This window comes from Rhodospira trueperi (assembly GCF_900101965.1).
Classification (GTDB): Bacteria; Pseudomonadota; Alphaproteobacteria; order Rhodospirillales; family Rhodospirillaceae; genus Rhodospira; species Rhodospira trueperi.
The window spans coordinates 332,591-357,637 of record NZ_FNAP01000002.1 but is presented as its reverse complement, the minus strand read 5'-3'; the positions used below and the strand labels follow the sequence as shown (position 1 = coordinate 357,637).

Sequence of the window (25,047 nt, the reverse complement as noted above, 5' to 3'; positions counted from 1 at the left end):
GGATGACGGAGAGGAGGCGGCGGCGTCGGGATGACAGAACCGGCACACGCCGCTATGCCGCCGCCCGCCCCTGAGCCGCGAGCTTCTCATAGCGGAAGGCGCCCCATAGCGCGGCGCCGATGGCCCCGGCGTGGATGGCGTCCGGGTGACTGCGCGCGCGCAGGGCCACCTTCTCCTTCTCCAGCGCCGCGTTCAGCGCCGACATCAGGCCCACATCCAGGCCCAGGCCCCCGGTCATCAGGGCGATACCGTCCTTGGCGCCGATGGACTTCAGCAGCTTGGCCATGCGCACCGCCATGGAGACATGCACACCGCGCAAAATGCTGCCGGCCGGAATGCCGCGCGAGACCATGTTGATCACGTCGGTCTCGGCCAGCACCGCGCAGATGGAGGAAACCTTCTCGGAGTCCTCCGCCGCCTGCGACAGCGGCCCAATCTCGTCCTGGGCGATGCCCAGATAGCGGGCGATGTTCTCCAGGAACTGGCCGGCGCCGGACGCGCACTGGCTGGTCATCTTGTAGGCCAGCACCTTGCCGGCCTCGTCCACGCGGATGGCGCGGCCGTTCAGCGCGCCCACGTCCATCACCGCGCGGGCCTCGGGATCCAGGAACACCGCGCCCCGGGCGTGCGTGGTCATGGAATAGAAGTGGCCGGTGGTGAAGGTCAGGCTTTCCGCGTCGCCCGTCGAGGCCACATAGGCCACGTCGTCCCGGCGCAGCCCCTGGGCGTCCAGCAGGCCCTGGAAACTGTCCTCCGCCAGTTGGAACGGGTCACGGTTTCGAATGCGCAAAACCTCGCGGCCAAGCCATTCGGCCTCGGCGCCGTTGACCCGGAACAGGACGGTCTTGACGCAGCCGGCGCCGATATCGACGCCGCCGGTGATCAGGTCGTTCATGTCCATTCCCTCCTGTCCTACTGCGTGACCGCCCGCACGGCGAACGTGGCGCCGCCCAGAGCCCCGGTGTAGATGGAGTCCGGGTCGATGTTGATGGTCACGTCGCCGTAGTTCTCCTTGATGAGCGCGCGCAGTTCCTTGACGGCGGCGCCGTTCTTGGCCACGCCGCCGGTGAACGTGAACTCATCCTGCACCCCGCCGGCGCGCGACAGGATGGAAATGGCGCGCAGGATGATGGCCCGGTGCAGGCCGGCCAGGATATCCTCGCGCTTCTCGCCCAGGGCCAGACGGTTGCGCAGCTCGGCCCCGGCGAACACGGTGCAGGTCGAGTTGATGCGCACCTGTTTGGTGGCCTTCAGCGCCATGGGCCCCAGTTCGTGCAGGCCCATGCTCATCTCGTCGGCGATATAGCCCAAATAGCGGCCGCACCCGGCGGCACAGCGGTCGTTCATCTGGAAGTTCTCGACGATGCCGTTCGGGTCCACCTGGATGCCCTTGGTGTCCTGACCGCCGATATCCAACACCGTGCGCGTGCCCGGGAACATCATGTGCGCGCCCAGGCCGTGACAGAGAATCTCGGAGCGGATGTGTTCCTTGGGGAACGGCAGGCGGACGCGGCCGTAGCCGGTGCCGACCACGTAGGATTCCTCCAGCGGCACGGCCAGGGTGTCCTTCAGCACCTGGGCAACCTCCGGCCCGCCACCGGCCGCGCCGGACTTTTCCAACGCCCGCAGGAACGTGCTTTCCATGGTCGCGGTCGGCTCGCGGTTTTCCACGGCGATAATCGACTTGTCGTAGACGTTCAGAATGAGATCGAAGGACAGCCCGGCGTCTTTGCAGGCCGCTTCCGCCGCGTGCATAAAGCCGGCGCCGGCGAGATCGCGGAAGAAGTCGGACTTGCGGGCCACCCCGGGGGCGAACAACTCGCCCGAGTCCGCCCGCAGGCGGGCGAACACCGTGGCAATCACCTCGTTCGCCGTCGCCCGCACGTCGGCCAGACGCGGCACTCCGGTGTTCTCCAGGCAGGTCGCCTCCAGATCCTCCAGCTTTTCCAGGTACTGGACGTGGCGGAAGTTGCGCTCGATGTCGGCCAGAATGTCGTCCACCTTGCCGGCAAGGCTTGGAAACGCCGACAGGCTGTTCCGGAACAGGGTCAGACGGGTATCGATCAGCGCCTCCTGCTTGGCGACGGCGGCGGCGGTGTCATAGTTGGAGCGGGAATTGGTGATGCCCCGGCCCATGACCCGGCAGGTTTCGTCCATCACCACGGCCTTGGTGGTGGTGGAGCCCAGGTCAATCCCGATGAAGCAGCGCATGGGGTGTCGTCCTTCCAAGAGCCGGGCCGATCAAGCGGCCTTGTTGGCGCCGCGGCGCTTCTGGTCGATCATCTGGAAATAGCTTTCCAGCCGGTTCTTGACGTTGGCCGGCGAGAAGTAGCGGGGATCGACCAGATCGGTCTCGATGAAGGCCCCGGGCTTGCCGGTGCGGCGCTCCACCTCGCGCATGATCATCAACTGCCCGGCGCTGAAGCTGTTGCAGCTCTTGATCGAGTTCACCAGCAGGCCGTCGGCTTGATAGTCCTCGACGTATTGGGCCAGGATGTCGACGCGGCTGGGCAGGTTTCGGTTGGTGTAGCAGCCCAGGCAGTACTCGGCGAGCGAGCGCAGCGGATCAGCCGGGTCGTGGCGGAAGCCCAGATCGTACATGCCGCCGACCTTGGTGTAGCTGGAGGCCACCACCACCGCGCCCTCGTCGACGAACATCTGCCAGAACTCACGGAAGCTGGTCCAGTTGGGCGGTCCCTCGACCACCAGGCGGTATTTTTGGTCGGTCAGAACGCTGCCGTCCGGGGTCGTCGGCCCCTGACCGGCGTCGAGACGCGCCTGCACCTCCCGGCGCAGGGCGGTGTAGTAGTCCACGGCCTCCTGGGTGCCGCGAAAGGCGGTGAAGATGGGCCCGATGTAGTAGACACCGCCGAAGTAGGCGTCGATGGGCGATGGCTTGTGCTTGCCGCTTTCCAGGCACCAGACCAGATCGTCCTCGGCCTTCGCCGACAGGGCGAGGATCTCGCGCAGGCGGTCGATGTCGAATTTGACGCCGGAGACCTCCTCCAGGCCCGGGATGATCACCTCCTTCAACTGCTTGACCACATAGTCGATCATGTTCGGCGTGACGTGACCGTCGCCGGTGTAGGGCACATGCAGCATCAGGGTCGGGCACTTGTACTCGGCCCGCAGCAGTTCGAACCACTTCATGAACGTGTAGCAGCCGGTGTAGGACAGCAGCAGCACATCCGGATCCGGAAACGGCTTGCCATTGGGCGCGATATTGCCGCGCCCCATCATGCCAATGTCGGCCTTGACGTAGGTGCAGACGTCCTCGGAGTGGCCGCCCTTCTCCGCCTCCATGATGTAGTCGCCCGACAGGCGGCGCATCCCGTTCTGGATGGCGTTGATCTCCGGTAGGTTGTTGACGATGCCGAAGCACATCAGCAGTTCGTTCAGGTTCCCGGGAACGAACGTGGAGGAGACCTTGCGTCCGGTCTCAGGCGCGGAGGTGATCGCCTCGTAGTTCCCGGCGATCATCTCCTTCTGGAGCAGCATGGACGGCTCTTTGACGGCTGCGGTCATCGGCTCAGCTCCACAGTTTGATGGAATCGGCGAAGGCACCGGCCTGCTCGCGGATCGGCTGCATCTGCCCGGAGTTCTCGGCGTACTTGAAGCTCATGTTGGGAATGCCGGCCTCCGACAGGCGGCCGCAGATCATCGGCCGGTCGAGCAGCGCCGGATCGCAGAAGCTGGGGGCGGCATAGATCACCCCCTCGGCACCGGTTTCCTTCACGCGCTCGACATGGAAGCGGCCCTTGTCGGCCTCGTTCGGCACGTACTTGCACGAGGTCTCCACCGAATGCCGCAGGTAGGCGTTGGACAGCGCCTCAAGGGGGTCGCCGTCGGTGGCCACGTCCTCCGTGATGAAGCGGTTGACGAGGGCGTAGTCGTCCTCGACCACGTAGCAGCCCGCCATCTCGATGGACTTCAGCAGGGCCAGCGGCGGCTGTTCGCAGAACGAGCCAAAGATGGCGACGCGGACGTTGTCCTTGCGCGGTCGATCCTCGATCTCCAGCGCCGCGAGATAATCCGCAAGCAGCGCGTTGTGCTCCTCCACCGGCATCATCAGGCCGGCGCGCATGACGACATAGACGTCGGCGGCCGGCGCCTTCCAGGGTTCCGCCGCGCGGGCGTCGTAGACGGCACGCACAAGTCGGCGATTCTCGTTGTACAGCGCGATGGAGGCCCGCAACGCCGCGTCGGGGATGTCCCGCCCGGTCAGGCGTTCCAAATCGGCGCGCAGTTCGCGCAACTCGTTGACGTAGTAGGCGCCGCCGATCTCTGGATCGAAGTTCTGCGGCGTGTCGAAGAACTTGGTCCAGACGTCGGGGAACATCACCTTCCACATGCCCGACAGATTGCGAATGACGTCGCAGACGAACGGGAACAACAGGCCGTCGACGAAGTCCAGACGGCCGGTCACCCCCAGTTCGATGGTCGAGCGCGGAATGCGGCAGATGTAGCTCTGGTAATAGGCGTCGCCGTGGATGACCTCGATGCGGTCGCCGCCGCCGAACAGGCCCAGCGGCAGGCAACCGGCGGCGTGGATCAGTTCCATCGGCACGTACACCGGCAGGAAGCCGACCACCTTGCGGCCGGGCTCGGCGGCCTTCCAGTCGCGGGCCGCCTGGAAACTCAGGTCATCGACAATGGCTTCGCAGCGCCGGGCGATGGCGCCGGCCTTGGAGACGGGCATATCCATGGTCATCGGCCCTCCCAGGTTGCGGGACGCTTTTCCAGGAAGGCCGTCAGGCCCTCGTTGGCGTCGTGCGTGCGCATCAAGTCCGACAGGTACATCTCCTCCAGCGCGCCCAGCTTGTCCCGCACCCGATCCACGAGCCCCAGGCGCGCGGCCTTGGTGCCCAGGCGCAGGACGGCCGGGCTGTGCCGGGCCGGTCCCTGATCGAACCAGGCCAGCGCGGCGGATTCCGGATCGTCGCTCGCGCGCTGAGCCAGCCCCAGACGCGCGGCCTCGGCGCCGTCGATGGAGCGGCCGGACAGCAGCAGGTCCTCGGCGGCGCCCAGGGGCATTTTCTCGGGCAACAGGCACGACGCCGCCGGCGGGAACACACCCAGTTGGATCTCCGGCTGGCCCAGGCGCGTATCGGGGTGAACGAACAGCATGTGTCCGGCCGTCGCCACCTCCAGCCCCCCGCCCAGGCACTGCCCGCGCGCCGCCACCATCACCGGCAGTGGATACGCCAGCAGATCGAGCACCAGCCGGTGCAGGGTGGCCAGCATGGCGGCCACCCGGTCGGGCATGTGCTCCTCGACGCTGGCGCCGAAGCTGAAGTGCGGACCTTCGTGATCGATCAGCACGCCGCGCATCATCTGCGCGTCCCGGTGTTCCGTCAGCGCCGCAGACAGGGCGCCGATCATGGCGGCGTCGACGATGTTGGCCTTGGGCCGGGACAGGCGCAGGCGCAACAGGGCGCCGTCGCGGTCCCACCAGACCTTCAGGGGGGAGGAAGCGGGCACGTCGCTCATTTGCCGGCCCTCGCGGCGGGCATCAGGCTCTCGGTCAGCTCCGGCGTCCAGGGCGTGCCCTTGGCCAGCGCCTGACGCAGGCCGACGAAGTCGATCTCCCGGTCGGCCTTGGTGCCCTCGTTGAAGGCGCGGAAGCCGGCGCGCGCCTCGGTCATCATGTTCAGCGCCAGCCACGCCCGGCTGTTCTCCTTGTTGGCGTTCCAGGCGTTCAGCTTGGGCTTGCGCAGTTCCTCGATGGTCTTGGTGAAGCAGTCGGGAAAGGTCAGCAGGATCTTGGCGCACAAGTCCTCGACCTTCTGGTCCAGCAGGGACAGGTCGATCTCGCCCTTCTTGAGCGTTGCCTTGGCGGCCTCGGCCTCCTCGCCGGTGCGGAACTCACCGTGGACGATGCGGCCGTATTCATCGGTCCAGCGGTCGGTGATGACCATGGGATTGGCGACGAACTTGCCGTCCACCTTCAGCGCCGGCACGATGTCGGTGAGCAGGCCCAGACGGGCGGCCTTGTGCGCCGACCACGGCTCGCACAAGGAGCCGGAGACCATCGCCATCTCGCTGCCCAGCATGACCGGCAAAAAGTCCGTCGAGCCACCGACGGGCGCCGAACCGTGCTTGGGGCCGGCCTGACCGAAGCGGGCCAGATCCTGGGCCACCGAGAAGTCGCAGGCCATGCCGATTTCCTGACCGCCACCGATGCGCATGCCGTTGACGCGGCAGATCACCGGCTTGTCGCAACCCAGGATGGCCGAGACCATGTCGTTGAACAGGCGGATGTACTGGCGGTATTCCTGCGGATTGCCGGCGTAGTACTCGGCGTATTCCTTGGTGTTGCCGCCGGTGCAGAACGCCTTGTCGCCGGTGGCCGTGAACACCACCGCCACCACGTCGCGCGACACCGAGGCCTCGCGAAACGCCAGAATGACGCCCTTGACCATGTCGGTGGTGTAGGAGTTGTACTGCTTCGGGTTGTCCAGGGTGATCCAGGCGTTGTACAGGCCCGCGACCTCCGTGCCGTCGGGGGTGCGCGCCGGCTTCTTCTCGAAGATCACGCCGGGGCGCACAGTGTCGCGCGTCAAAGTGTGATCGAAAAGCGCGGCCGGAGCGGTGGCCGTGGTGACGGAAGCGGTATCGGCGGTCATGCTCTGCCCTCTTATGATGTGGGGTGTGTCTCGGGGGCTCTTGCCGGGCGTGGTCAGGGGATCATCACCGCGCGGCGCGCCAGACGATGGGCGTGGGCGTCCTCGAACACGCGGTTGATGTCGTCCAGGGGATGGCGCTCGACGAAGGCGCCCAGCTCGATGCGCCGGTCGAGAACCAAGTCCAGGGCGCCCGGGTACAGGTCCGGCGGGCACCCCCAGTTGCCCAGGGCGCGGGCGTGGAAGGCCATCAGGTTGGACAGGCGCACCTCGACCCGGTCCATGGTGAAGCCGACGACCGACAGGGTGGCGCCATGCACCAGCAGGGACCACGCCGTGGTCTGCCCAGCAGCGGTGCCGGAGCATTCGAAGATCGCCCATTCGCGGGACGAGGCGCCCTGTTCCTTGGCGAAGGCGGCGATGTCCTTGCGCAGGCCGCGCGGGTCCGCGCCCTTGACATTGATGGTCTTGGCGGCGCCGTAGGGGGCGATGGCCTCCAACTTGGCGTCGTCCACGTCCAGGGCCACCACCACACCGCCGAACGCGGCGGCGATCTGCGCGCAGTAGCCGCCGACGCCGCCAACGCCGATCACCACGCACAGGGTGCCCGGGGTAACCTCGGCCTGTGTCACCGCCTGATAGGGCGTGGTCACCGCGTCGGCCACCACGGAGACGTCGGCCAAGCCCAGGCCGATGGCCGCCAGCCGGTCCTCGTCCACGGGACACAGGCCCTGGGCCGGCACCGTGATGTGGGTGGCGAAGCCGCCGTCGATGTCGTTGCCCGGCATTTTCTGGTTCGGGCAGATGGTGCCCTTGCCCCGCCGGCACAGATCACAGGTCCCGCACGGCATGACGGCGGGGATGATGACCGCGCGCCCCTGCCAGTCCGCCGCGCCCTCTCCGGTGGCCACCACGCGGCCGCTGATCTCGTGGCCCAGGGTCAGAGGCAACGGGCGGTTGGTGCGCACGCCGTCATACAGAAAACCGAGATCGGTGTGACAGACACCGCAGCCGGCGATGTCCACAACCACCTGACCGGGGGCCGGATCGGTCACCGTCAGGGGGCGTTTTTCGAACGGTTGACCGGGCGCGGTCATCACCCATTGATGGGCCTCGTTGGACATTCCCCTCTCCCTGCTCGTGTCTTCTGGCGGCCCCCGTTTCGGGTTGGGAGGCCGATTGGGCCGGGCCGTTCCGCGCCGCGAAATGTCCCGACCGGGAATAATGGCATTGACGTACCATAATGCTTCTTACAAAGTCAAGCGCGTTTCGGGCGGCCGACCTGGCCGCTGTTCCCCACCAACCTGCCTCGCCTGGAGTATGGATAATGCCGGCCGATATCGCCCCGTTTCAGTGGGATGACCCCCTGCTGCTGGAAGACGTGCTGACCGAGGACGAGCGTATGGTGCGCGAGTCGGCCCGGGCGTACTGCCAAGACAAGCTGATGCCTCGCGTGACCAAGGCGCACCGCGATGAGGTGTTCGACCGCGCCATCATGACGGAGATGGGAGAACTCGGCTTTCTCGGCCCCACCCTGCCCGAGGCCTACGGCTGTGCCGACGTGTCCTATGTCTGCTACGGCCTGATCGCCCGAGAGATCGAGCGCGTGGACAGCGGCTACCGCTCGGCCATGAGCGTGCAGTCGTCGCTGGTCATGCACCCCATCCACGCCTACGGCACCGAGGAGCAGCGGCAGACGTACCTGCCCCGATTGGCGACGGGCGAGTGGGTCGGCTGCTTCGGCCTGACCGAGCCGGACGCCGGATCGGACCCTGGCAGCATGCGCACCCGCGCCCGGGCCGTGGACGGCGGCTATCTGCTGACCGGCTCCAAGATGTGGATCACCAACAGCCCCATCGCCGACGTGTTCGTCGTCTGGGCCAAGACCGACGACGACACGATTCGCGGGTTCGTGCTGGAAAAGGGCATGAAGGGGCTGTCGGCCCCCAAGATCGAGGGCAAGTTCTCCTTGCGCGCCTCGATCACCGGCGAAATCGTCATGGATGAGGTGTTCGTGCCGGCGGAAAACCTGCTACCCAACGTTCAGGGGCTGAAGGGGCCGTTCGGGTGCCTCAACCGGGCGCGCTACGGCATCGCCTGGGGCGCGATGGGCGCGGCCGAGTTCTGCTGGCACGCGGCGCGGCAGTACACGCTCGACCGCAAACAGTTCGGCCGGCCGCTGGCGCAGACCCAGTTGATCCAGAAGAAACTGGCCGACATGCAGACCGAGATCACGCTCGGCCTGCACGCCTGCCTGCGGGTGGGGCGACTGATGGACGACGGCCGAATGGCGCCGGAGATGATCAGTCTGGTCAAGCGCAACAGCTGCGGCAAGGCGCTGGATGTCGCGCGGACCGCGCGGGACATGCACGGCGGCAACGGCATCGCCGACGAGTTCCACGTCATCCGCCATGTGCTGAACCTGGAGGCCGTGAACACCTACGAAGGCACCCACGACGTCCACGCCCTGATCCTTGGCCGCGCCCAGACCGGGCTAAACGCCTTCTTCTGAGGACCGCGCGTCAGCCCGCCTTACGATCCGGCGCCACCCTGTGCGCCGGATCCCAGGGACGCGCTCTGTTCGGTGTAATCAATCGCGCCGTCCGGCAGCAGAAACAGGATTCGCACACACCCGCCGGTGGCCGCCGGCCAGTGGTCGCTTCCCGGCGGATAGACCGCCCAACCGCGCGGGTTGCCGTCGAACTGCCCGGCCGCGTCGGCCGGCATCACCGCGCAGACCTCCCCGTTCGGGTGGCGGTGATGCGGGCCGCAAAAGTCGATGAGCTGGACCACATCGACGCTCAGGCCGCCGGTGGCGGCACAGGGCTCAATGACGCGCGCGCCCTTTCGAACGTCGTCGCCCTGAAGGCCCATCCAGCCGGTTTCAATCCCCTCGCCGCACCGGGCCTCCAGGGTCGAAAACAGGGGGCCGTCCGGCGGAAACATCGCGTTGAGTCGCGCCGCCAGGGCGGCATCCCACGGCACCGTCGCGACCTCGCCAATCACGGGTGCAAGCACATCCGCCAGCGCGCGCCGATCCTCGTCCATGGCCAATCCTCCCCTCCTTGCGAACAGCCCTCGGACCCCGCTGTCCCGACGATCCCGTGCACCGCGATCAGCCCAGGACTTGATCGGGACACCGTCACGATAGCACAGGATTTTTCGTCGAAGACAAATGTGCGTCAACAGGCGTCGTTCACCGGATTGCAGTGACATTATTCACAGCATCATTGATGTTTTTTCTACTGTCGATTAACGTTGCTGATCTCGTGAGGACACTTGATCGTCACCTCGTGTTCGGTGGCCGCCCTTCCATACAGCCATGAAGGGTATTTCGGGAACGAAGCACGACCTCCCGAGGGAGCGCGCCACCGTGGGAGCGGAACCATGTCGGCCCCCCATTTGAATGGGTTTCTTGAGACGCGCCGGCGGGCCGCCAATTTGGGGCCGGCCAAGCGGGAACTCCTGGTCTTCATGGTGTTCGGCGCCCTTGGCACCCTCGCCGCATACGTCAACGTCAACCTGCCGCACACGGATATCTTTTTGTCGGGCCGCTATGCCTTCGGCGTGATGGGGTTCGTGCTGCTGCGCCACTGGTGGACGGCGTTGCTGCTGGCCACGCTTCTGGCGGCGGTGGGCGAGCACACGTTGCCGCTCAGCACTGTGTTTCCGATCAACATGGCGCTCACGGTCCCCATGGTCGTGTTGCTGCGGGCGCTGTATCAAAAAGTGCTGGCACAGACCGAGAACACCGTTCAGTTCGGGCTCGTCTGGATCGCGGCGATCATGCTGTATTATCAGTTTGTTATGGTGTCGATCGGGGGGATCGAGTCCGGCCGCCAGCAGACACCCCTGGGGTCCTCCGTCCTAACCTTCCTCGCGGCCCAGTCGCATTTGGTGGAATCGGTCTTGGTGGGGGTCGTGTCCGCTGCCGGCCTGACCATGCTGAGAAGCTACCAAATCGTCGCGCGCCAGCGCACGGAACTTGAGGTGACCCTCGCGTCCATCGGCGACGCGGTGATCGTGACCGACGCTAAGGGAACCATCCGACGCGTGAACCCGGAAGCCGCGCGTCTGTCCGGCTGGAAACCAGAAGAGGCCGAAGGCCGGCCCTTGTCGGACGTCCTGCACCTCGTCAACAGCGAAACCCGCCGGCCGGTGCCCGACCCGGTGTCGCGGGTGCTGTCCGACGGAGTCACCGTGGGGCTGGCGAATCACACGGCGTTGATCGCCCGCGACGGGCAGGAACACCAGATCGCCGACAGCGCCGCGCCGATCCGCGATCCGTCTGCCATCCGCGCCGCCTCGCCGCCGCTTGGCGTCGTGATGGTGTTCCGCGATGTGACCGACACGTATCGGATGCAGGCGGCGTTGGCGTTTCAGAAACGCAATTTCGACATGGCCGTCGCGGCCAGCGGCACCGGCGTTTGGGATTGGAACGTTCGGACTGACCGGGTCGTTCGCGCCGGCAACTATGCTCACCTGTTCGGCATCGACGTCCACGACACCGAGGGGGGGCCCCTGTCTGAGGACATCACGGCCCTGATACACCCGGAGGATCGGGCGCCGATCCCAGACAAGCTTCAGCAGGCCCTGAGGTCCGGGACGGAGTACGAACACACGTTCCGTGTGACCCGACCCGACGGCCGGGAGCGCTGGCTGCGAACCCGGGGGCAAGTGATCGAGCGGGATGAATCCGGTCCGATCCGCATGGCGGGAACAACCCAGGACATCACCGACCTTCAGATCACTCTCGAAGCCCTGCGTCGCTCCAACGCCGACCTGGAACAATTCGCGCATGTGGCGTCGCATGATTTGCAGGAACCGGTCCGCAGCCTGGTCGCCTATTCTCAGCTTCTCGGCCGACGCTATGACCACCTGCTTGACCCGGACGGACGCGAGTTTCTCGGCTTCATTATCGGTGGCGCGAAACGCATGCAGGCCCTTGTTCTGGACCTGCTTGAGTATTCCCGTGTGTCCAGCCGCGCCAAGCCGTCCTCAAGCGTGGATCTGGCGACCTTGGTCGCGGAGGCGATTGAAAACCTGGATCAGGCCATCCGGGACTCCGGGGCTCACATCACCGTCGGCGACCTTCCGGTTGTAACGGGCGACAAACCTCAGCTTCTATCGCTGTTCCAGAACCTGATCGCCAACGCCATCAAGTTCCAACGGGCGGGCGCCGCGCCCGAAATCACCATCTCCGCCCGCCGGAAAACCGATGCTTGGGATTTGACGGTCGCCGACAACGGCATCGGTATCGACCCGGCGTTCCAGGACCGGATTTTCGAACCGTTCAAGAGACTGCACACCAACGATACGTTTTCCGGAACCGGGATCGGCCTGGCGGTTGCCAAGCGCATCGTCGAACGCCACCAGGGCCTGATCCGCGTGGACAGCGCGCCGGGGGAGGGAAGCCGCTTCGTCGTGACCCTGCCCGACGCGCCGTCCCCACTGGAGATGGAGACATCGGGCCGTCAGGACATGACCGGACGTCACACCACCCCGAACGACAGCCCGGACTGACCGCGCCCGGCACGAAGCCGGATCATCCGCCCCGGGCGATGCCGGAGCCACTCAGGGCACCGCCTCCCGCGCGTGCCGACGGACATGGTCCGGCGTGCGACCGAACGCGACGGGCGGCCCCCGCGCACTCTTGGTTTTCGGGGCCGACTCTGCAAGGATGCGCCCCGTTGCGCCGTTGCGCGGCACCGTGCTTCCGGAAACGTCCGCCCATGCTGCTTTTCATCGAACAGGTTCTGAACGGCCTCCAGCTCGGGGTGATGCTGTTCCTGATGGCCTCCGGGTTGACGCTCGTCTTCGGCATCATGGGGCTGATCAATCTCGCCCACGGGTCGCTGTACATGGTGGGCGCCTATGTGGCGGCCACGGTCACCCTGCACACCGACAGTTTCCTGTTGGGGCTGGCGGCGGCGCTGCCGGCGGCGGCGGCGGTGGGCGCGGTGATCGAATCGGGCATCATGCGTCGGTTGTATGATCGCGACCATCTGGACCAAGTGCTGGCGACCTTCGGCCTGATCCTGTTCTTCAACGATCTGATGGTGATCCTGTGGGGGCGCCAGCCCTTGTTCATGAACGTGCCCGAGGCCTTGTCCGGCACCGTTGAGCTGGTCCCCGGCGCGCCCTATCCGATCTATCGGCTGGTCATCATCGCCGTCGGCCTGCTGGTGGCGGTGGGGCTGTGGGCGCTGATCACCAAGACCCGCCTGGGCATGCGCATCCGCGCCGGGGCCAGCGACCGCGAGACGGCGGACGCGCTGGGCGTCAACATCGGCCTTCTTTACACTGGCGTGTTCACCCTGGGCGCCGCCCTGGCCGGGCTGGCGGGCGCCATGGCCGGGCCGCTGTTGGCGGTGGAGGCCGGCATGGGCGAGAGCATTCTGATTCTGACCTTCGTCGTCGTGGTGATCGGCGGCATCGGCTCGGTGAGGGGCGCGCTGGCGGGCGCCATCCTGGTGGGTCTGGTGGACACGCTGGGCCGCGCCTTCCTGCCCGACGTGCTGCGGATGGTGACGGATCAGGCCACCGCCGACGGCGCCGGCTCAAGTCTGGCCGCCATGTCCATCTACATCCTGATGGCCGCCGTGCTGGTCTGGCGGCCCAAGGGACTGTTCCCCGCCCATGGCTAGCCCGATGCGTCGCCCCTTGTCCGTCCGCGCCCGCCTGGGCGTTCACCTCGCCGGCCTGCTCGTGCTGGCGCTGCTGCCGCCGCTTCTGACCCTGATCGGCGAACCGTTCTATGTCACCCTGGCCACGCGCATGCTGATCCTGGCCCTGGCCGCCGTCAGCCTGGACCTGATCCTGGGGTACGGCGGCATGGTCAGCTTCGGGCACGCCGCGTTCGTCGGCGTGGGCGGCTATGTGACCGGCATTCTGGCCCATCATGCCTTCATGGGCGAGCCGCTGGCGCTGTTCGGTCTCGCCGTGCCGGGGATGAACGAGGCTTTGGTGGTCTGGCCGCTGGCCATGGCCGTTTCCGCGCTGGCGGCGCTTGTGATCGGGGTGCTGTCGCTGCGCACCGGCGGGGTTCACTTCATCATGATCACCCTGGCCTTCGCGCAGATGCTGTACTTCCTGATGGTCTCGCTGGAGGCCTACGGCGGCGACGACGGCCTGATGCTGTGGGGCCGCAACACCCTGGCCGGCGCCGACGTGCTGGGGAACCGCACGCTGTTCTACTACCTCTGCCTGGGTCTGCTGGCCGCCGTGTTGCTGGCGCTGCGCCGGCTGGTGGACAGCCGCTTCGGCCTCGTGCTCCAGGGGGCGCGCCAGAACGAGCGGCGCATGCGGGCGCTGGGCTTTCCGGTGACGCGCTACCGGCTGGCGGCGTTCACCCTGGCCGGGGCGATCGCCGGACTGGCCGGCGCGCTGAGCGTCAACCACGCCGAGTTCGCCTCGCCCACCCTGCTGCACTGGACCCACTCCGGCGAGTTGCTGGTGATCGTCATCCTGGGCGGCATGGGCACGCTGGTGGGGCCGGTCCTGGGAGCGCTGGCCTTCGTCGGGTTGGAGGAAGCGCTGTCCGGCCTGATGGAACACTGGCGCGTGGTATTCGGGCCGCTGCTGATCCTGGTGGTGCTGTTCGCGCGGTCCGGCTTGCACGGCTGGCTGATCGGACGGCGCCCGATGGGGAGGACGAGGCCATGACGTCCCCCCTGCTGGAGGTGGAGGGCCTGGTCAAGACGTTCGGTGGCGTCACCGCGTCCGCAGAGTTGTCGTTCACCGTCCTGCCCGGCGAGGTTCATGCCCTGATCGGCCCCAACGGCGCCGGCAAGACGACGGCCGTGGCCCAGATCGCCGGCGAGTTGCGCCCCGATGCCGGCCGGGTGCTGTTCGACGGCCGCGACATCACCGCCCTGCCGGTGCATCGCCGCGCCCTTCTGGGGCTGGGGCGGTCGTTCCAAATCACCTCCGTTCTGGGGGCCTTCTCGGTGCTGGACAACGTGGCCCTGGCGGTGCAGGCGCATGCCGGGCACAGCTTCCGTTTCCTGGGGGATGCCAGACGGGACCGCCGCCTGCGCGACCCGGCCCGGGCCACCCTCGCCCGCCTGGGCCTGGAGGACGACGCCGAGCGGCCCGCCGCCATCCTCTCGCACGGCGGTCGGCGCACCCTGGAACTGGCCATGGCGCTGGCGGGGCGGCCGCGCCTGCTGCTGCTCGACGAGCCGATGGCCGGCATGGGCGCGGAGGACTCGGCGCGCATGGTCGAGGTTCTGCGCGCCCTCAAGGGCGAGGTGGCCATGCTGCTGGTCGAGCACGACATGGATGTCGTGTTCGCGCTGGCCGACCGCATCACCGTGCTGGACGGCGGGCGGGTGCTGGCCAGCGGCGCGCCGGACGAGGTGCGCGCCGACCCCCGCGTCGTCGCGGCCTATCTGGGTGAGGAGGCGGTGGCGTGACGGAGTTGCTCACTCTTGACGCCGTCAGGGCCTCGCATGGGGCGACACCGGTGCTGTTCGGCGTCGATCTGACCGTGCGCGAGGGCGAGGTGGTGGCCCTGATGGGGCGCAACGGCATGGGCAAAACCACCACCGTGCGCGCCATCATGGGGCTGATGCCGATCACCGCCGGGCGGATGCGGTTTCGCGACCGTGATCTGGCCGGGCTGGCACCGCACCGGGCGGCGCGGCTCGGCCTTGGGCTGGTGCCGGAGGGCCGGCGTGTGTTTCCGAACCTGACGGTGTTCGAGACGCTGCTGGCCACCGCCCGCCCGCCGACGCCGGGCAGCGCCGTGGAGCCGTGGACCCTGGAGCGGATCACCGACCTGTTTCCGCGCCTGCTGGAGCGCGCCGACGCCATGGGCGGGCAGCTCTCCGGCGGCGAACAACAGATGCTCGCCATCAGCCGGGCGCTGATGACCAACCCGGCGCTGCTCATCCTTGACGAGGCCACCGAAGGGCTGGCGCCCGTGGTGCGCGACCAGATCCGGACCGTGCTGGCCCGCCTGAAGGCCGAGGGGCTGTCGATCCTGGTGATCGACAAGTCGGTGGCCGCGCTGGCCCGGGTGGCCGACTCCATGGTGATCCTGGAAAAAGGCCGGGTGGCGTGGAGCGGCAGGCCCGCCGCCCTGCTCGCCGCGCCGGAGGTGCAGCACCGCCACCTGGGGGTGTAATTCGGAGCCGGATGCGTGGGTCTCGATCCGCCACCGTACACCCTCGATCACTGGTCAGGCGCCGTCGCGTGGGAGACCCCTCGATGCGGCTTCGGGCTGGAAGGCCCTCCGGCATACTCGGGATGATGGGATCCGCCTCACAACGGGCGCAACACGCAAAAAAAAACGCTCTCGTTGAGTCGTCGCAGCCAAGGGCGTCGCGAACCGACGGGACATGGCAAGCCCCCTCCCCCGCACCTCTCGATTTCTTGGGGCCAATAATGGGTCAAGGAAGCACCCGTCAGGTCCGGCCTGTCGCGGGTTCCGAAGCGGGAGGGCCGTGTGGCGCGCCGATGGCGGCGTACAGGGCCGCAGCGGCCTGGGCCGTGTCGGCGCGGGCGTCCAGCAGCGCCTGACGGTTGTCGAGCACCGTGCGTTCCGCCTCCAGCACGTCCAGGAATCCCACCAGACCCTGAGCATATAGGTCGCGCGACTGCGCCACGGCGGCTTCGCTGGCGGTCACCGCCTCGCCCAGATCCTCCACCCGCCCCCGCGCGGCATCAAGGGCCCCCAAGGCGGTCTCGACCTCCGCCACCGCATCCAGCAGCGCGGCGCGGTAGGTTACCAGGGCCTCGCGCGCCCGCGCCTCGGCGGCGGACAGCTCGGCCCGGCGCGCCCCGGCATCGAACAGAGGCAGATCGAGGCTCGCCGCCAGCGTCCCCACCATCGTGGTGACCACGCTGGCGCTGCCCAGACCGGCGCTGGACAGGGTCAGGGTGCCGGGCAGGGAGAGGCTGGGATACAGCGCCGCCTCTGCAATACCAATGCCGGCCGTGGCCCGGATCAGCTCCGCCTCGGCCGCGCGCACGTCGGGGCGTGCCCGCAGCAGGTCGCGCGGCAGGCCGACGTCCGGCCCACCGGCATGATGGACGGGAATCGCCGTCGGCGCCGGAGAATCGGCCGCGAAGCCGGCCGCCTGTCCGCTCAGCACGGCCAACGCCGCCCGGGCCTTGGTTAGGCTTTCCCGCAGCGGCCCCCGGCGCGCCCGCGTCGAGGCCTCCTGGGCTTCGGCCCGGCTGACATCCAGCGCCGCGACCAACCCGGCGGCATAGCGTTGGCGCACCAACGCCAGGGTCTGGCCTTGCAGGTCGAGCGCGGCATCGATCATCGCCAGCGTGGCGCGGTCGCGGGCGATGTCCAGGTAGCGCGCCACCACCTCCGCCGCGACCTGTCGGCGCAGGTCGTCGCGCACCAATTCGCGCCGCAGGGCCTCGGCCTCGGCGGCCTGAACGGCGCGGCGCCGGCCGCCGAACAGATCGGGCGCCCACCCGAACGTCAGGCCGGCGTCGGTCGATCCGGTCAGATCGTTGCCGCCGCTCCGGGTCGTCGACGCCGGAGTCCGCATCAGCTCGTCGGTTCCCGAAACGCCCGCGTCGGCATCCAGCGTCGGCCACAGGTCGGCGCGGGACCCGCCCGCCAGGGCGCGGGCTTCCTCCAGTCTGGCCTGGGCGGCGGCGATATCCAGGTTGTTCGCCAACGCCTGCTCCACGAGCGCGTCAAGGGTCGGATCCCCGAAGCCGCGCCACCACGCGACCTGGGGAGCTGCGTCCCCCGGCACGGCGCCCGCGCCCCGGAAGGCGGGCGGAGTCTCCAGATCGGGCGGCACGTAGTCCGGCCCCGCCGTGGTCAGACAGCCGGAGAGCAGCAGCGCCGTCCCGGTCACGAGCCCGTGTCTCATTCCGCCGCCGCCTCCTCGCCGCGATCCGGGATGGTGGCGGCGTGGGCCAGTTCCCGCTCCAGGCGAGCGCCCTCGGCGGCGCGCGGTTTGGCCAGCCGCGCCAGCCCCAGATACGCCACCGGCGTCAGATAGAGTGTGACCAACGCCGCCAGCCCCAGCCCGCCGAACACCACCCAGCCGATGGCGGCCCGGGCCTCGGCCCCGGCGCCCGTGCTCAGGATCAGGGGCAACCCGCCGAGCACCGTCGAGACCATGGTCATGACGATGGGCCGCAGCCGCACCGACGCCGCCGTGGTGACGGCCTCTCGCACCGACAGGCCCCGGTCCCGCAGCTGGTCGGCGAACTCCACCAGAAGAATCCCGTTCTTGGCCATCAGGCCGATCAGCATGACGAATCCGATCTGCGAATACAGCGTCAGCGTTGTGTCCGTCAGCCACAGCGCCAGCACGCCCGCCGCCAGCCCGAACGGCACCGTGGTCATCACCACCAGGGCGGAGACCATGCTTTCGAACTGCGCCGACAGCACCAGGAACACCACCACCAGGGCCAGGATATAGGTCAGCATCATGTCCCGGCCGGTCTGCTCCAGGGCCTCGGCCTCGCCCAGGGGGATCATCTCGACGTCGTCGGGCAGCACGTCCGCCGCCAGCGCGCGCAATTCCGCCAGGGCGTCGGCCAGCGCCACGCCGGACGCCACCTCGGCGTCCAGGTCGATGGCGCGGCGCTGTTCGCGCCGGTCCAGTTCGGCCGGCACCCCCTCCTCGGTCAGGGAAATCAGGCCGGACAACGGCACCAGCGCACCGCCTTCGGCGCGCACGAACAGATTGGCGAGATCACCCGGATCATTGATGGCGCCCTGACGCGACCGCAGCACGATGGGAATAGTTTCGTCGTCGCGGTTCAGGTCGGCGATGTCGTCGCCGTCAATCATGGCCCGCAGGGTGTCGGCCAGGGCATCCAGGGAGATCCCCAGGTCGGCGGCCGCGCGCCGGTCCAGCCGGATGGACAGTTCGGGCTGCGTCGGCTGATAGGAGATGTCGGGGTCGCTGAGCGTTTCGGCGCGGTCCTCGATGGCCCGGGACAGCGCCTTGGCGGCCTCGAACAGGTGGTCGTAGTCGTTGCCCAGAAGGGCCACCTCCATGCCGCCGCCCTGCCCCCTCAGCCCCAGGGAATTGGAGCCGAACACCCCGGCCCGCACGCCCGGCAGGTCCGACAGCGGCCCGCGCAGGTCGTTCATGATGGCCTGCTGGCTGCGCTCGCGCGCCGACCAGGGCGCCAGGGGGGCGATGACGAAGACGCGGTTGGGGTCCCAGCGCCCGACGATGGTCAGGGCGCGGGCGACCTCGCCGCGTTCGACAAAGGGCTCAAGGATGGCCTCGATATAGTCGGCCTGACGGGTGGCGTAGGTGAGATTGGCGCCGTCCGGCCCGCTGGCGGAGAGGAACAGAACGCCCCGGTCCTCTTGCGGCAGAAGGTCGCGGTCCAGGTCCTGATAGAGCACCCAGCCGGCGGCGCCGAACACCGAGACCAGAGCCAGAACCACCAGGGGCGCGCCCAGCGCCATGGCCAGGGTGCGGTCGTAGAGTCGAGCCAGGCCGTGCCCCAAGGTGCTCAGGGGGCCGCGCTTGCCCGCCTCCCGCGCCGCCGATGCCGGCAGGCGTGCCGCCAGGGCCGGCACCAGAGACAACGCCACGAACGATGAGATCGCCACGGCGATGGCCAGGACGTAGCCGAATTCCTCGAACAGACGCCCCGTCATGCCGGGCAGGAAGGCGATGGGCACGAACACCGACACCAGCGTGGCCGTGGTCGCCACCACGGCAAAGAAGACCTGCCGCGTGCCCAGCACGGCGGCCGCCCGGCTGCCCAGGCCCTGGGCCTTGCGGCGCTGCACGTTCTCCAGCACGACGATGGAATCGTCCACGATCAGGCCGGTCGCCAGCACCAGCGCGAGCAGAGTCAGGATGTTGATGGAAAAGCCCAACAGCCAGACGGCGGCGACGGTACCGATCAGGGCAATGGGAATGCTGACGGTCGGGATCAGGGTGGCGCGCGGCGAGCCGATGAACACCCACAGCGTCAGGACGACGATCACCACAGCGATGCCCAGGGTGGTCAGAACCTCCCGCACCGAGCCCTTGATGAACACGGCATCGTCGGAGGTCACCAGGATCTCGACATCCGGCATGCGGTCGTTGAGGCGCTCCACCGCCGTTCGGATACCGTCGGAAATGGCGATGGTGTTGGACCGCGCCTGTCGGATCACCCCCAGCCCGATGACCCGGCGGCCGTCGAGGCGGAACAGGCTGGTGGCCTCCTCCGGACCCATCCAGACCTCAGCGACATCGCCGATGCGGACCGTGTCGCGGACGATCAGCGCCTCGACCTCGGCCGGCGAGGACACGCGCGCATCGGCCCGCACGATCAGGTCCATGTCGCGGGACTCAAAGCTGCCGGCCGGCACGTCCATGGGCGCCGTGCGCAGGACCGCCGACACGTCGCCCACCGTCAGGCCGTGCGCCGCCAGCCGCAACGGATCCACCACCACGCGCAGTTCGCGCGCCCGATCGCCGTAGACCGAGACATCGGCGACCCCCGGCACGGCCACCAGGGCCGGCACGATGTCGGTCTCGGTGACGCGGGTCAGGGCCGCCTCGCCCAGCATGTCGCTGGAAACCGCCAACCTGAGGACCGGCTGGGCATCGGCATCGGCCTTGACCACGGTGAGCTGTTCGACCCCGTCTGGCAACTGGCGTTCGATCCGGCTGACGGCCTCGCGCACGTCGGCGGCGGCGGCCTCCAGGTCGGCGCCGGGGTGGAACTCGGCGCGGATGCGAAAGTTGCCCTCCTCGCTGGAGGAGCGCAACGCGCGCAGACCGGAGACCCGGGCCACCGCCGCCTCGACCACGCGGGTGACCTCGGAGTCCATGGTCTCCGGCGCGGCGCCCGGCCAGTCGCCCCGCACCGAGACGATGGGCCGGTCCACGTCGGGCAACTCGCGCACCTCCACGCCCAGGATGGCGGTAACCCCGGCAAGTGCAATCAGCAGGTTCAGCACCAGGACCAGCAGCGGCCGGCGGATCGCCAACGAGGGCAGGTCGGCCCGTGCCTCGGGGTTGGGGGTCGGGTCGGTCATGGGGCTAACTGCCCGGCGCGGGTTGGCGGGCCGGGGGGTCCACCAGGGTCACGGGAATGCCCTCTCGCATGCGCTGGATGCCCTCCACCACCACCAACTCGCCGTCATCAAGGGCGCCCGCGACGAGAACCACGCCTTCGCGCCGCTGGATGATGCGAACGGGCTCGCGCGAGGCCTCGCCGCCGCGCACGACCCACAGGAACGGGCCGTCCGCGCCCCACTGCACGGCGATTTCCGGCACCAGAGGGCGCTCGGACCCGGTCAGGTCGAGGCCGACGGCGAAGCTCATACCCGGCCTGAGCACAGCATCCGGATTGTCGAGGCGGGCGCGCACGGTCACGGATCGGGTGGCGGGGTCCACCTGACTGCCGATGTCGATCAGCCGGCCGGCCAGGGTCGCGTCGGGGCTGCTCAAGGGCGCGATCTCCACCGTTTTCCCGACGGCGATCCGGCCCAGGGCCGATTCCGGCAGCGAAAACCGCACCAGCAGGGCGGAGCGGTCATCCAGCGTGGTCACCGACTGATCGGGCGTGACCCGGTCGCCCACGTCGGCGTCGATGAAGCCGACATGACCGGCGAAAGGCGCGGTCAGGCGCCGGTCCTCCAGCGCCACCTCGGCCTCGCGCCGGGCGATGCGGGCGGCTTCAAGGGCGGTGCGGGCCTCGTCCACGGTGGAGGCCGGAACGGCACCCCGGCCGGCGGTCTCGTAGCGCCTGAGAAGGCGTTCCGCCTCGGCCTCGCGCGCCTTGGCCAGATCCAGGGCCAGGGTTTCGCGGCGGGCATCCAACTCCAGCAGGACGTCGCCCTGGGCGACCCGCTGGTCCGGCCGGACATGGACCGCCACCACCGTCCCGGCGGCGTCGGGATGCAGGCTGGCTGAGCGGATCGCCTCGCCGGTGCCGATGGCCTCCAGGCGGGTGGTTTCGGAACGCAGAACCACCGGCTCGACCACCACCCGCGCCGCCGGCCGTCCGCTGCCACCTCCGCCGGACGACGGGCCGGCTCCGGCCTGTCCGGCCCCCGGAATCAGACCGTCCCCGAACTGGTAGGCCAACGCCGCGCCACCCAGGATCGCGGCGGCCAGCAGGACCTGACCGATCACTCGCATGAGCGTCTCCCGGGCGCGTCGCTCGGCGCGCGGATGGTCACCGCCGGACGATCCGGCGGATCATGCCCGCAAGATAGGCACGAACTGAGACCGGGTCGAGGTCCGCGACACTCGTATCTGCACCCAAGCGGCGGCTCGATCCACCGGAAGGCGGCCCGGGCGCAACATCATCCGGGTCCGGTTTTTCACTATTTTTAATAGTAGACAAATCATCCATTGTTTGATTTTTTGTTCCTGTTTTGCAAAAGAGTCATCCCGCCATCACGATTTTGTCTTCGTTTCATTGCATCCTTTGCCTCGGTCAAGGGCAGAGTCCGCGTGAGCGCGGTTTCTGGCTGAACCGGGCGGCACCCTGACTGGTGCCGGTTCCGGCCACGGAGGCAGCGAGGGATTGATGGCGACTCGAACCGAAGGCGATTTCAGCGGTCTGGCCGGGATCTATCGGCGGTCGCGGCCGTCCTACCCAGCCGATCTGATGGCGGCGGTCGCGACGGCGGTCGGTGACGCGGCGTGTCGCCCCGATGCCCTGGCGGTGGACGTCGGCGCTGGAACGGGCATTTCCACGCGCCAGTTGCGCGCGACTCTGCCGTCGTCCTGCGCGGTTCTCGGCGTGGAACCGAACGCCGACATGCGAAACGCGGCCGAAGCCGACGCCACGGGCACCCCCGGGCTTCGGTATGCGGAGGGGACGGCCGAGCGCCTCCCGGTCCCCGACAACGCGGCCGTCCTGGTGGCCGTGGGTCAGGCCGCCCATTGGTTCGACCGGGCGGCCTTCTTCGACGAAGCGGCTCGGGTGCTGGCGACCGGCGGCGTCCTCGCCATGTTCCAGAACAACCGGGACTGGCGGGCGTCGCCGTTCATGGAGGCCTATGAGCGGTTCATTGAGGCCCAAGCCATTCGCGGCGACGGGTCGCGCTACACCCGCGGCTACCGCGACAGTCCCTTCGCACAGGAACTGCTGCGCCGATTCGGACAGGTGGTCGCGCAGCAGTTCCGCTGGGACCGGCGGATGGGGGTTGATGCCTTCGTCGAGATGGCGGCGTCATCGACCCAGGTCCAGCGGGCGTTCGCCCAAGTCGGCGACGCCAAGGGACAGTCCATGATCCGGGACATCGCGCGACCCCATGCGAATGCCGAAGGCGAGGTCAGCGTCCCCTACGTCAGCGAACTCTACTTGGCGCGGCCGGGAGGACCAATGATCCGGACGGACCTTGTGCCGTGACCCCGGGGCGCGCCCAGGCGACCAGGGGATCGCCACAAAAACGGACGTTGGGGCGTTCGCCATATAGACTGCGTGCGGGTCATGAAGTCGGAAGGCGCACCCAGCCTCTTAATAGATGAATCCACGACTCATCGGGTTCCCGAGAAGCGTCCGCACAAGGACTCGGGAACCCTCGACATTTTATTTCGCGTATTTCTGTTTTCGCTCAATCTTCACCAACCTGACACGCGCCTGTCACTTCTGCGCCTTACTCTCTGGTCTTGCCTGAATTTTTTCGGACGAGAGGTCTCCATGCTGAAGGCAACCGCGCTGGTCAAACGCTACGGCCCCTGTGTGACAGCCGTGGACGGTGTCTCGCTTGAGATCCCGCAGGGCCAGATGGTGGGCGTGATCGGCCGCTCCGGCGCCGGCAAGTCCACATTGCTGCGCCTCATCAACCGCCTGATCGATCCCACCGAGGGGCAGGTTCATTTCGACGGCGTCGATGTCACGCGCCTGAAGGGACGGCGCCTGCGCGAATGGCGCGCCGCCTGCGCCATGATCTTCCAGCAGTTCAATCTGGTCGGCCGCCTGGACGTCCTGACCAATGTGCTGGTCGGCCGCGTCGGCCATCGCGCCACCGTCCCCACGCTGGTCAAACAGTTCTCCCGATCCGAACGGGCCCTGGCCGCCCAGGCCCTGGAGCGGCTCGACCTCGCGGACCAGGGCCTGCAACGCGCCGAGACCCTGTCCGGCGGCCAGCAACAGCGCGTGGCCATTGCTCGTGCGTTGGTGCAACAACCGCGCCTGATCCTGGCCGACGAGCCCATTGCCTCGCTCGATCCCGGCAACGCCAAGCGGGTCATGGATGCCCTGCGCGCCATCAACCGAGAGGACGGCCTGACCGTCCTGTGCAATCTGCATCACATCAGCACGGCCCGTGACACCTGCGACCGCATCATCGGCATGCAGGACGGGCGCGTCGTCTTCGATGGCCCGCCCGAGACGCTGACCTCCCCCATCATCCGCGACCTGTTCGGGACCGAAGCCAGGGATGGCGACGGTCCTGCCTGGAACCACCCGCCCGCTTCGGCGGTGGCCTGACCGGATCGTTTCCGTCCGCACCGGGCCGCGCGACACCGCATCATCCCGTTTCGCCCACCCGCGACCGCCAAGGAGAGACCCATGTCCCTGACCCGCCGCACCCTGATCGCCGCCGCCACGGCAGCCGCCACTCTGGCCGGCGCCAGCGCCCCCGCGCTGGCCGACTGGCGCGAGGACTACCCGACCCTTCGCTTCGGTGTGATCACGTCCGAGAACGAGGCCGACCGTACCATGCGCTTCAAGCCGGTCCAGGACTACCTGGAGGAGGCCCTGGGCGTAACCATCGAGTGGCGCACCGCCACCGACTACGCCGGCATCATCGAGGGCGTGCGCGCCGGCAAGATCGAGATCGCCCGTTTCGGGCCGGCGTCCTACTCGAAGTGCTGGATGGTCACCGACGGCAAGGTCGAGCCGCTGGTCGGCGAACTCGATCTGGACGGCAACTTCGGCTACCACTCCGTCGTCGTGGTCAAGGCCGACAGCCCCTACCAGAGCATCGACGACCTGGAAGGCAAGTCGCTGGCCTTCGCCGACCCGAACTCCACCTCCGGCCATCAGGCGCCCCGCTTTTTCCTCGGCGAGGCCGGATATGATCCGGATGCGTTCTTCGGCTCCACCGGCTTCTCCGGCAGCCACGAGAACAGCGTCATGGCCGTGCTGAACGGCACCTACGACGCCGCCGCCACATGGTGGCGCGACGCGGAGCGCTCCAACCCGCAGCGCATGGCCAACAAGGGCATGATCGAGGATGGGTCCTGGCGGGTCATCTGGACCTCGCCGAAGCTGCCGTCGAGCCCGTGGGCCATGTCCACCGAACTGCCGGAAGACATGCGCACGGATGTCCAGCAGGCTCTTTACAATATGAAAGAGGCGTCCCCAGAGGCCTGGGAAAGCCTGACGGATGGTCAGGCCAGCGGCTTCAAGCTGGTCACGCATGCCGACTACGAGGGCGTGGTGCGCATGATCCAGACCAATCTGGCGGATCGGTAGGATCAGAAATCAACGGCGGGGGCCCCTTGGGCGCCCG

Annotated in this window: 20 protein-coding genes; 9 read left to right on the top strand and 11 right to left on the bottom strand. The window is 68.2% G+C overall.

Going from position 1 to position 25,047, the window contains the following annotated elements:
* Positions 1-52 precede the first annotated feature (52 nt).
* The 7 genes from bcrD to had are packed head-to-tail and all read right to left on the bottom strand — an operon-like array spanning position 53 to position 7,747.
* Positions 53-895 carry a benzoyl-CoA reductase subunit D gene (bcrD, locus tag BLS85_RS04915; RefSeq protein ID WP_092783255.1) on the bottom strand — a complete coding sequence of 281 codons (843 nt, stop codon included), beginning with the start codon at positions 893-895 and terminating at the stop codon, positions 53-55.
* Positions 896-912: 17 nt separating this feature from the next.
* Positions 913-2,211, bottom strand: coding sequence for a benzoyl-CoA reductase subunit A (gene bcrA / locus BLS85_RS04910; RefSeq protein ID WP_092782991.1), 1,299 nt, complete (start codon positions 2,209-2,211; stop codon positions 913-915).
* Positions 2,212-2,241: 30 nt separating this feature from the next.
* Entirely contained in the window at positions 2,242-3,525 is a 1,284-nt protein-coding gene (gene bcrB / locus BLS85_RS04905) for a benzoyl-CoA reductase subunit B (RefSeq protein WP_092782988.1), read from the bottom strand.
* A gap of 4 nt (positions 3,526-3,529) precedes the next feature.
* Positions 3,530-4,705 (bottom strand): benzoyl-CoA reductase subunit C, encoded by a 1,176-nt coding sequence (bcrC, locus tag BLS85_RS04900; RefSeq protein WP_092783252.1) that lies wholly within the window; start codon positions 4,703-4,705, stop codon positions 3,530-3,532.
* A 2-nt stretch (positions 4,706-4,707) separates the two neighbouring features.
* Positions 4,708-5,490: a cyclohexa-1,5-dienecarbonyl-CoA hydratase gene (locus BLS85_RS04895; RefSeq protein WP_092782985.1), complete on the bottom strand. Its 783-nt coding sequence runs from the start codon at positions 5,488-5,490 to the stop codon at positions 4,708-4,710.
* Positions 5,487-6,626, bottom strand: coding sequence for a 6-oxocyclohex-1-ene-1-carbonyl-CoA hydratase (gene oah, locus BLS85_RS04890; protein WP_092782982.1), 1,140 nt, complete (start codon positions 6,624-6,626; stop codon positions 5,487-5,489). The genes BLS85_RS04895 and oah overlap by 4 nt, the downstream gene beginning before the upstream one ends.
* Positions 6,627-6,679: 53 nt before the next feature.
* Entirely contained in the window at positions 6,680-7,747 is a 1,068-nt protein-coding gene (gene had / locus BLS85_RS04885; protein ID WP_092782979.1) for a 6-hydroxycyclohex-1-ene-1-carbonyl-CoA dehydrogenase, read from the bottom strand.
* 203 nt (positions 7,748-7,950) lie between these two features.
* Here had and BLS85_RS04880 point away from each other — a divergent pair, with 203 nt between their 5' ends.
* Entirely contained in the window at positions 7,951-9,135 is a 1,185-nt protein-coding gene (locus tag BLS85_RS04880; RefSeq protein ID WP_092782977.1) for an acyl-CoA dehydrogenase, read from the top strand.
* A gap of 20 nt (positions 9,136-9,155) precedes the next feature.
* Here BLS85_RS04880 and BLS85_RS04875 read toward each other — a convergent pair whose 3' ends face one another.
* Complete coding sequence (locus BLS85_RS04875; RefSeq protein WP_176793376.1) at positions 9,156-9,671, bottom strand: 4-hydroxylaminobenzoate lyase; 516 nt, start codon at positions 9,669-9,671, stop codon at positions 9,156-9,158.
* A 339-nt stretch (positions 9,672-10,010) separates the two neighbouring features.
* Between BLS85_RS04875 and BLS85_RS04870 the strand changes: the two genes are divergently transcribed.
* From BLS85_RS04870 to BLS85_RS04850, 5 genes are all read left to right on the top strand, one after another.
* Positions 10,011-12,146, top strand: a complete 2,136-nt coding sequence (locus BLS85_RS04870; RefSeq protein ID WP_092782972.1) for a sensor histidine kinase — start codon at positions 10,011-10,013, stop codon at positions 12,144-12,146.
* 209 nt (positions 12,147-12,355) lie between these two features.
* On the top strand, positions 12,356-13,270 hold the full coding sequence (locus BLS85_RS04865; protein ID WP_092782969.1) for a branched-chain amino acid ABC transporter permease: 915 nt from the start codon (positions 12,356-12,358) through the stop codon (positions 13,268-13,270).
* Positions 13,263-14,288, top strand: a complete 1,026-nt coding sequence (locus BLS85_RS04860; protein ID WP_245699080.1) for a branched-chain amino acid ABC transporter permease — start codon at positions 13,263-13,265, stop codon at positions 14,286-14,288. The genes BLS85_RS04865 and BLS85_RS04860 overlap by 8 nt, the downstream gene beginning before the upstream one ends.
* On the top strand, positions 14,285-15,040 hold the full coding sequence (locus BLS85_RS04855; RefSeq protein WP_092782963.1) for an ABC transporter ATP-binding protein: 756 nt from the start codon (positions 14,285-14,287) through the stop codon (positions 15,038-15,040). Before BLS85_RS04860 ends, BLS85_RS04855 begins: the two co-directional genes overlap by 4 nt.
* Positions 15,037-15,753, top strand: a complete 717-nt coding sequence (locus BLS85_RS04850; RefSeq protein WP_342729086.1) for an ABC transporter ATP-binding protein — start codon at positions 15,037-15,039, stop codon at positions 15,751-15,753. The genes BLS85_RS04855 and BLS85_RS04850 overlap by 4 nt, the downstream gene beginning before the upstream one ends.
* A 280-nt stretch (positions 15,754-16,033) precedes the next feature.
* Here BLS85_RS04850 and BLS85_RS04845 read toward each other — a convergent pair whose 3' ends face one another.
* From BLS85_RS04845 to BLS85_RS04835, 3 genes are read right to left on the bottom strand one after another with little or no spacing between them, the layout of a single operon-like run.
* Positions 16,034-17,470: an efflux transporter outer membrane subunit gene (locus BLS85_RS04845; RefSeq protein WP_092782960.1), complete on the bottom strand. Its 1,437-nt coding sequence runs from the start codon at positions 17,468-17,470 to the stop codon at positions 16,034-16,036.
* The gene (locus BLS85_RS04840) at positions 17,467-20,607 is read right to left on the bottom strand and encodes an efflux RND transporter permease subunit (RefSeq protein WP_092782957.1); all 3,141 of its coding nucleotides are present in this window, start codon (positions 20,605-20,607) and stop codon (positions 17,467-17,469) included. The genes BLS85_RS04845 and BLS85_RS04840 overlap by 4 nt, the downstream gene beginning before the upstream one ends.
* 4 nt (positions 20,608-20,611) lie before the next feature.
* Complete coding sequence (locus BLS85_RS04835) at positions 20,612-21,715, bottom strand: efflux RND transporter periplasmic adaptor subunit (RefSeq protein ID WP_092782954.1); 1,104 nt, start codon at positions 21,713-21,715, stop codon at positions 20,612-20,614.
* Between the two features lie 394 nt (positions 21,716-22,109).
* On the opposite strand from BLS85_RS04835, the gene BLS85_RS04830 reads away from it, so the two are divergent.
* From BLS85_RS04830 to phnD, 3 genes are all read left to right on the top strand, one after another.
* Positions 22,110-22,937 carry a class I SAM-dependent methyltransferase gene (locus BLS85_RS04830; protein ID WP_092782951.1) on the top strand — a complete coding sequence of 276 codons (828 nt, stop codon included), beginning with the start codon at positions 22,110-22,112 and terminating at the stop codon, positions 22,935-22,937.
* A 291-nt stretch (positions 22,938-23,228) separates the two neighbouring features.
* Positions 23,229-24,020, top strand: a complete 792-nt coding sequence (phnC, locus tag BLS85_RS04825) for a phosphonate ABC transporter ATP-binding protein (protein WP_092782948.1) — start codon at positions 23,229-23,231, stop codon at positions 24,018-24,020.
* Positions 24,021-24,101: 81 nt separating this feature from the next.
* Positions 24,102-25,010 carry a phosphonate ABC transporter substrate-binding protein gene (phnD, locus tag BLS85_RS04820; protein ID WP_092782945.1) on the top strand — a complete coding sequence of 303 codons (909 nt, stop codon included), beginning with the start codon at positions 24,102-24,104 and terminating at the stop codon, positions 25,008-25,010.
* The last annotated feature ends 37 nt before the right edge of the window (positions 25,011-25,047 follow it).

Coding starts and splice junctions, on each gene's coding strand:
- BLS85_RS04895 (WP_092782985.1), bottom strand. CDS start 5,490: ATGAGCGACGTGCCCGCTTCCTCCCCCCTGAAGGTCTGGTGGGACCGC.
- BLS85_RS04865 (WP_092782969.1), top strand. CDS start 12,356: ATGCTGCTTTTCATCGAACAGGTTCTGAACGGCCTCCAGCTCGGGGTG.
- bcrB (WP_092782988.1), bottom strand. CDS start 3,525: ATGACCGCAGCCGTCAAAGAGCCGTCCATGCTGCTCCAGAAGGAGATG.
- BLS85_RS04835 (WP_092782954.1), bottom strand. CDS start 21,715: ATGCGAGTGATCGGTCAGGTCCTGCTGGCCGCCGCGATCCTGGGTGGC.
- BLS85_RS04830 (WP_092782951.1), top strand. CDS start 22,110: ATGGCGACTCGAACCGAAGGCGATTTCAGCGGTCTGGCCGGGATCTAT.
- BLS85_RS04855 (WP_092782963.1), top strand. CDS start 14,285: ATGACGTCCCCCCTGCTGGAGGTGGAGGGCCTGGTCAAGACGTTCGGT.
- bcrC (WP_092783252.1), bottom strand. CDS start 4,705: ATGGATATGCCCGTCTCCAAGGCCGGCGCCATCGCCCGGCGCTGCGAA.
- phnD (WP_092782945.1), top strand. CDS start 24,102: ATGTCCCTGACCCGCCGCACCCTGATCGCCGCCGCCACGGCAGCCGCC.
- bcrA (WP_092782991.1), bottom strand. CDS start 2,211: ATGCGCTGCTTCATCGGGATTGACCTGGGCTCCACCACCACCAAGGCC.
- BLS85_RS04840 (WP_092782957.1), bottom strand. CDS start 20,607: ATGACCGACCCGACCCCCAACCCCGAGGCACGGGCCGACCTGCCCTCG.
- had (WP_092782979.1), bottom strand. CDS start 7,747: ATGTCCAACGAGGCCCATCAATGGGTGATGACCGCGCCCGGTCAACCG.
- oah (WP_092782982.1), bottom strand. CDS start 6,626: ATGACCGCCGATACCGCTTCCGTCACCACGGCCACCGCTCCGGCCGCG.
- BLS85_RS04870 (WP_092782972.1), top strand. CDS start 10,011: ATGTCGGCCCCCCATTTGAATGGGTTTCTTGAGACGCGCCGGCGGGCC.
- bcrD (WP_092783255.1), bottom strand. CDS start 895: ATGAACGACCTGATCACCGGCGGCGTCGATATCGGCGCCGGCTGCGTC.
- BLS85_RS04875 (WP_176793376.1), bottom strand. CDS start 9,671: ATGGACGAGGATCGGCGCGCGCTGGCGGATGTGCTTGCACCCGTGATT.
- phnC (WP_092782948.1), top strand. CDS start 23,229: ATGCTGAAGGCAACCGCGCTGGTCAAACGCTACGGCCCCTGTGTGACA.
- BLS85_RS04860 (WP_245699080.1), top strand. CDS start 13,263: ATGGCTAGCCCGATGCGTCGCCCCTTGTCCGTCCGCGCCCGCCTGGGC.
- BLS85_RS04880 (WP_092782977.1), top strand. CDS start 7,951: ATGCCGGCCGATATCGCCCCGTTTCAGTGGGATGACCCCCTGCTGCTG.
- BLS85_RS04845 (WP_092782960.1), bottom strand. CDS start 17,470: ATGAGACACGGGCTCGTGACCGGGACGGCGCTGCTGCTCTCCGGCTGT.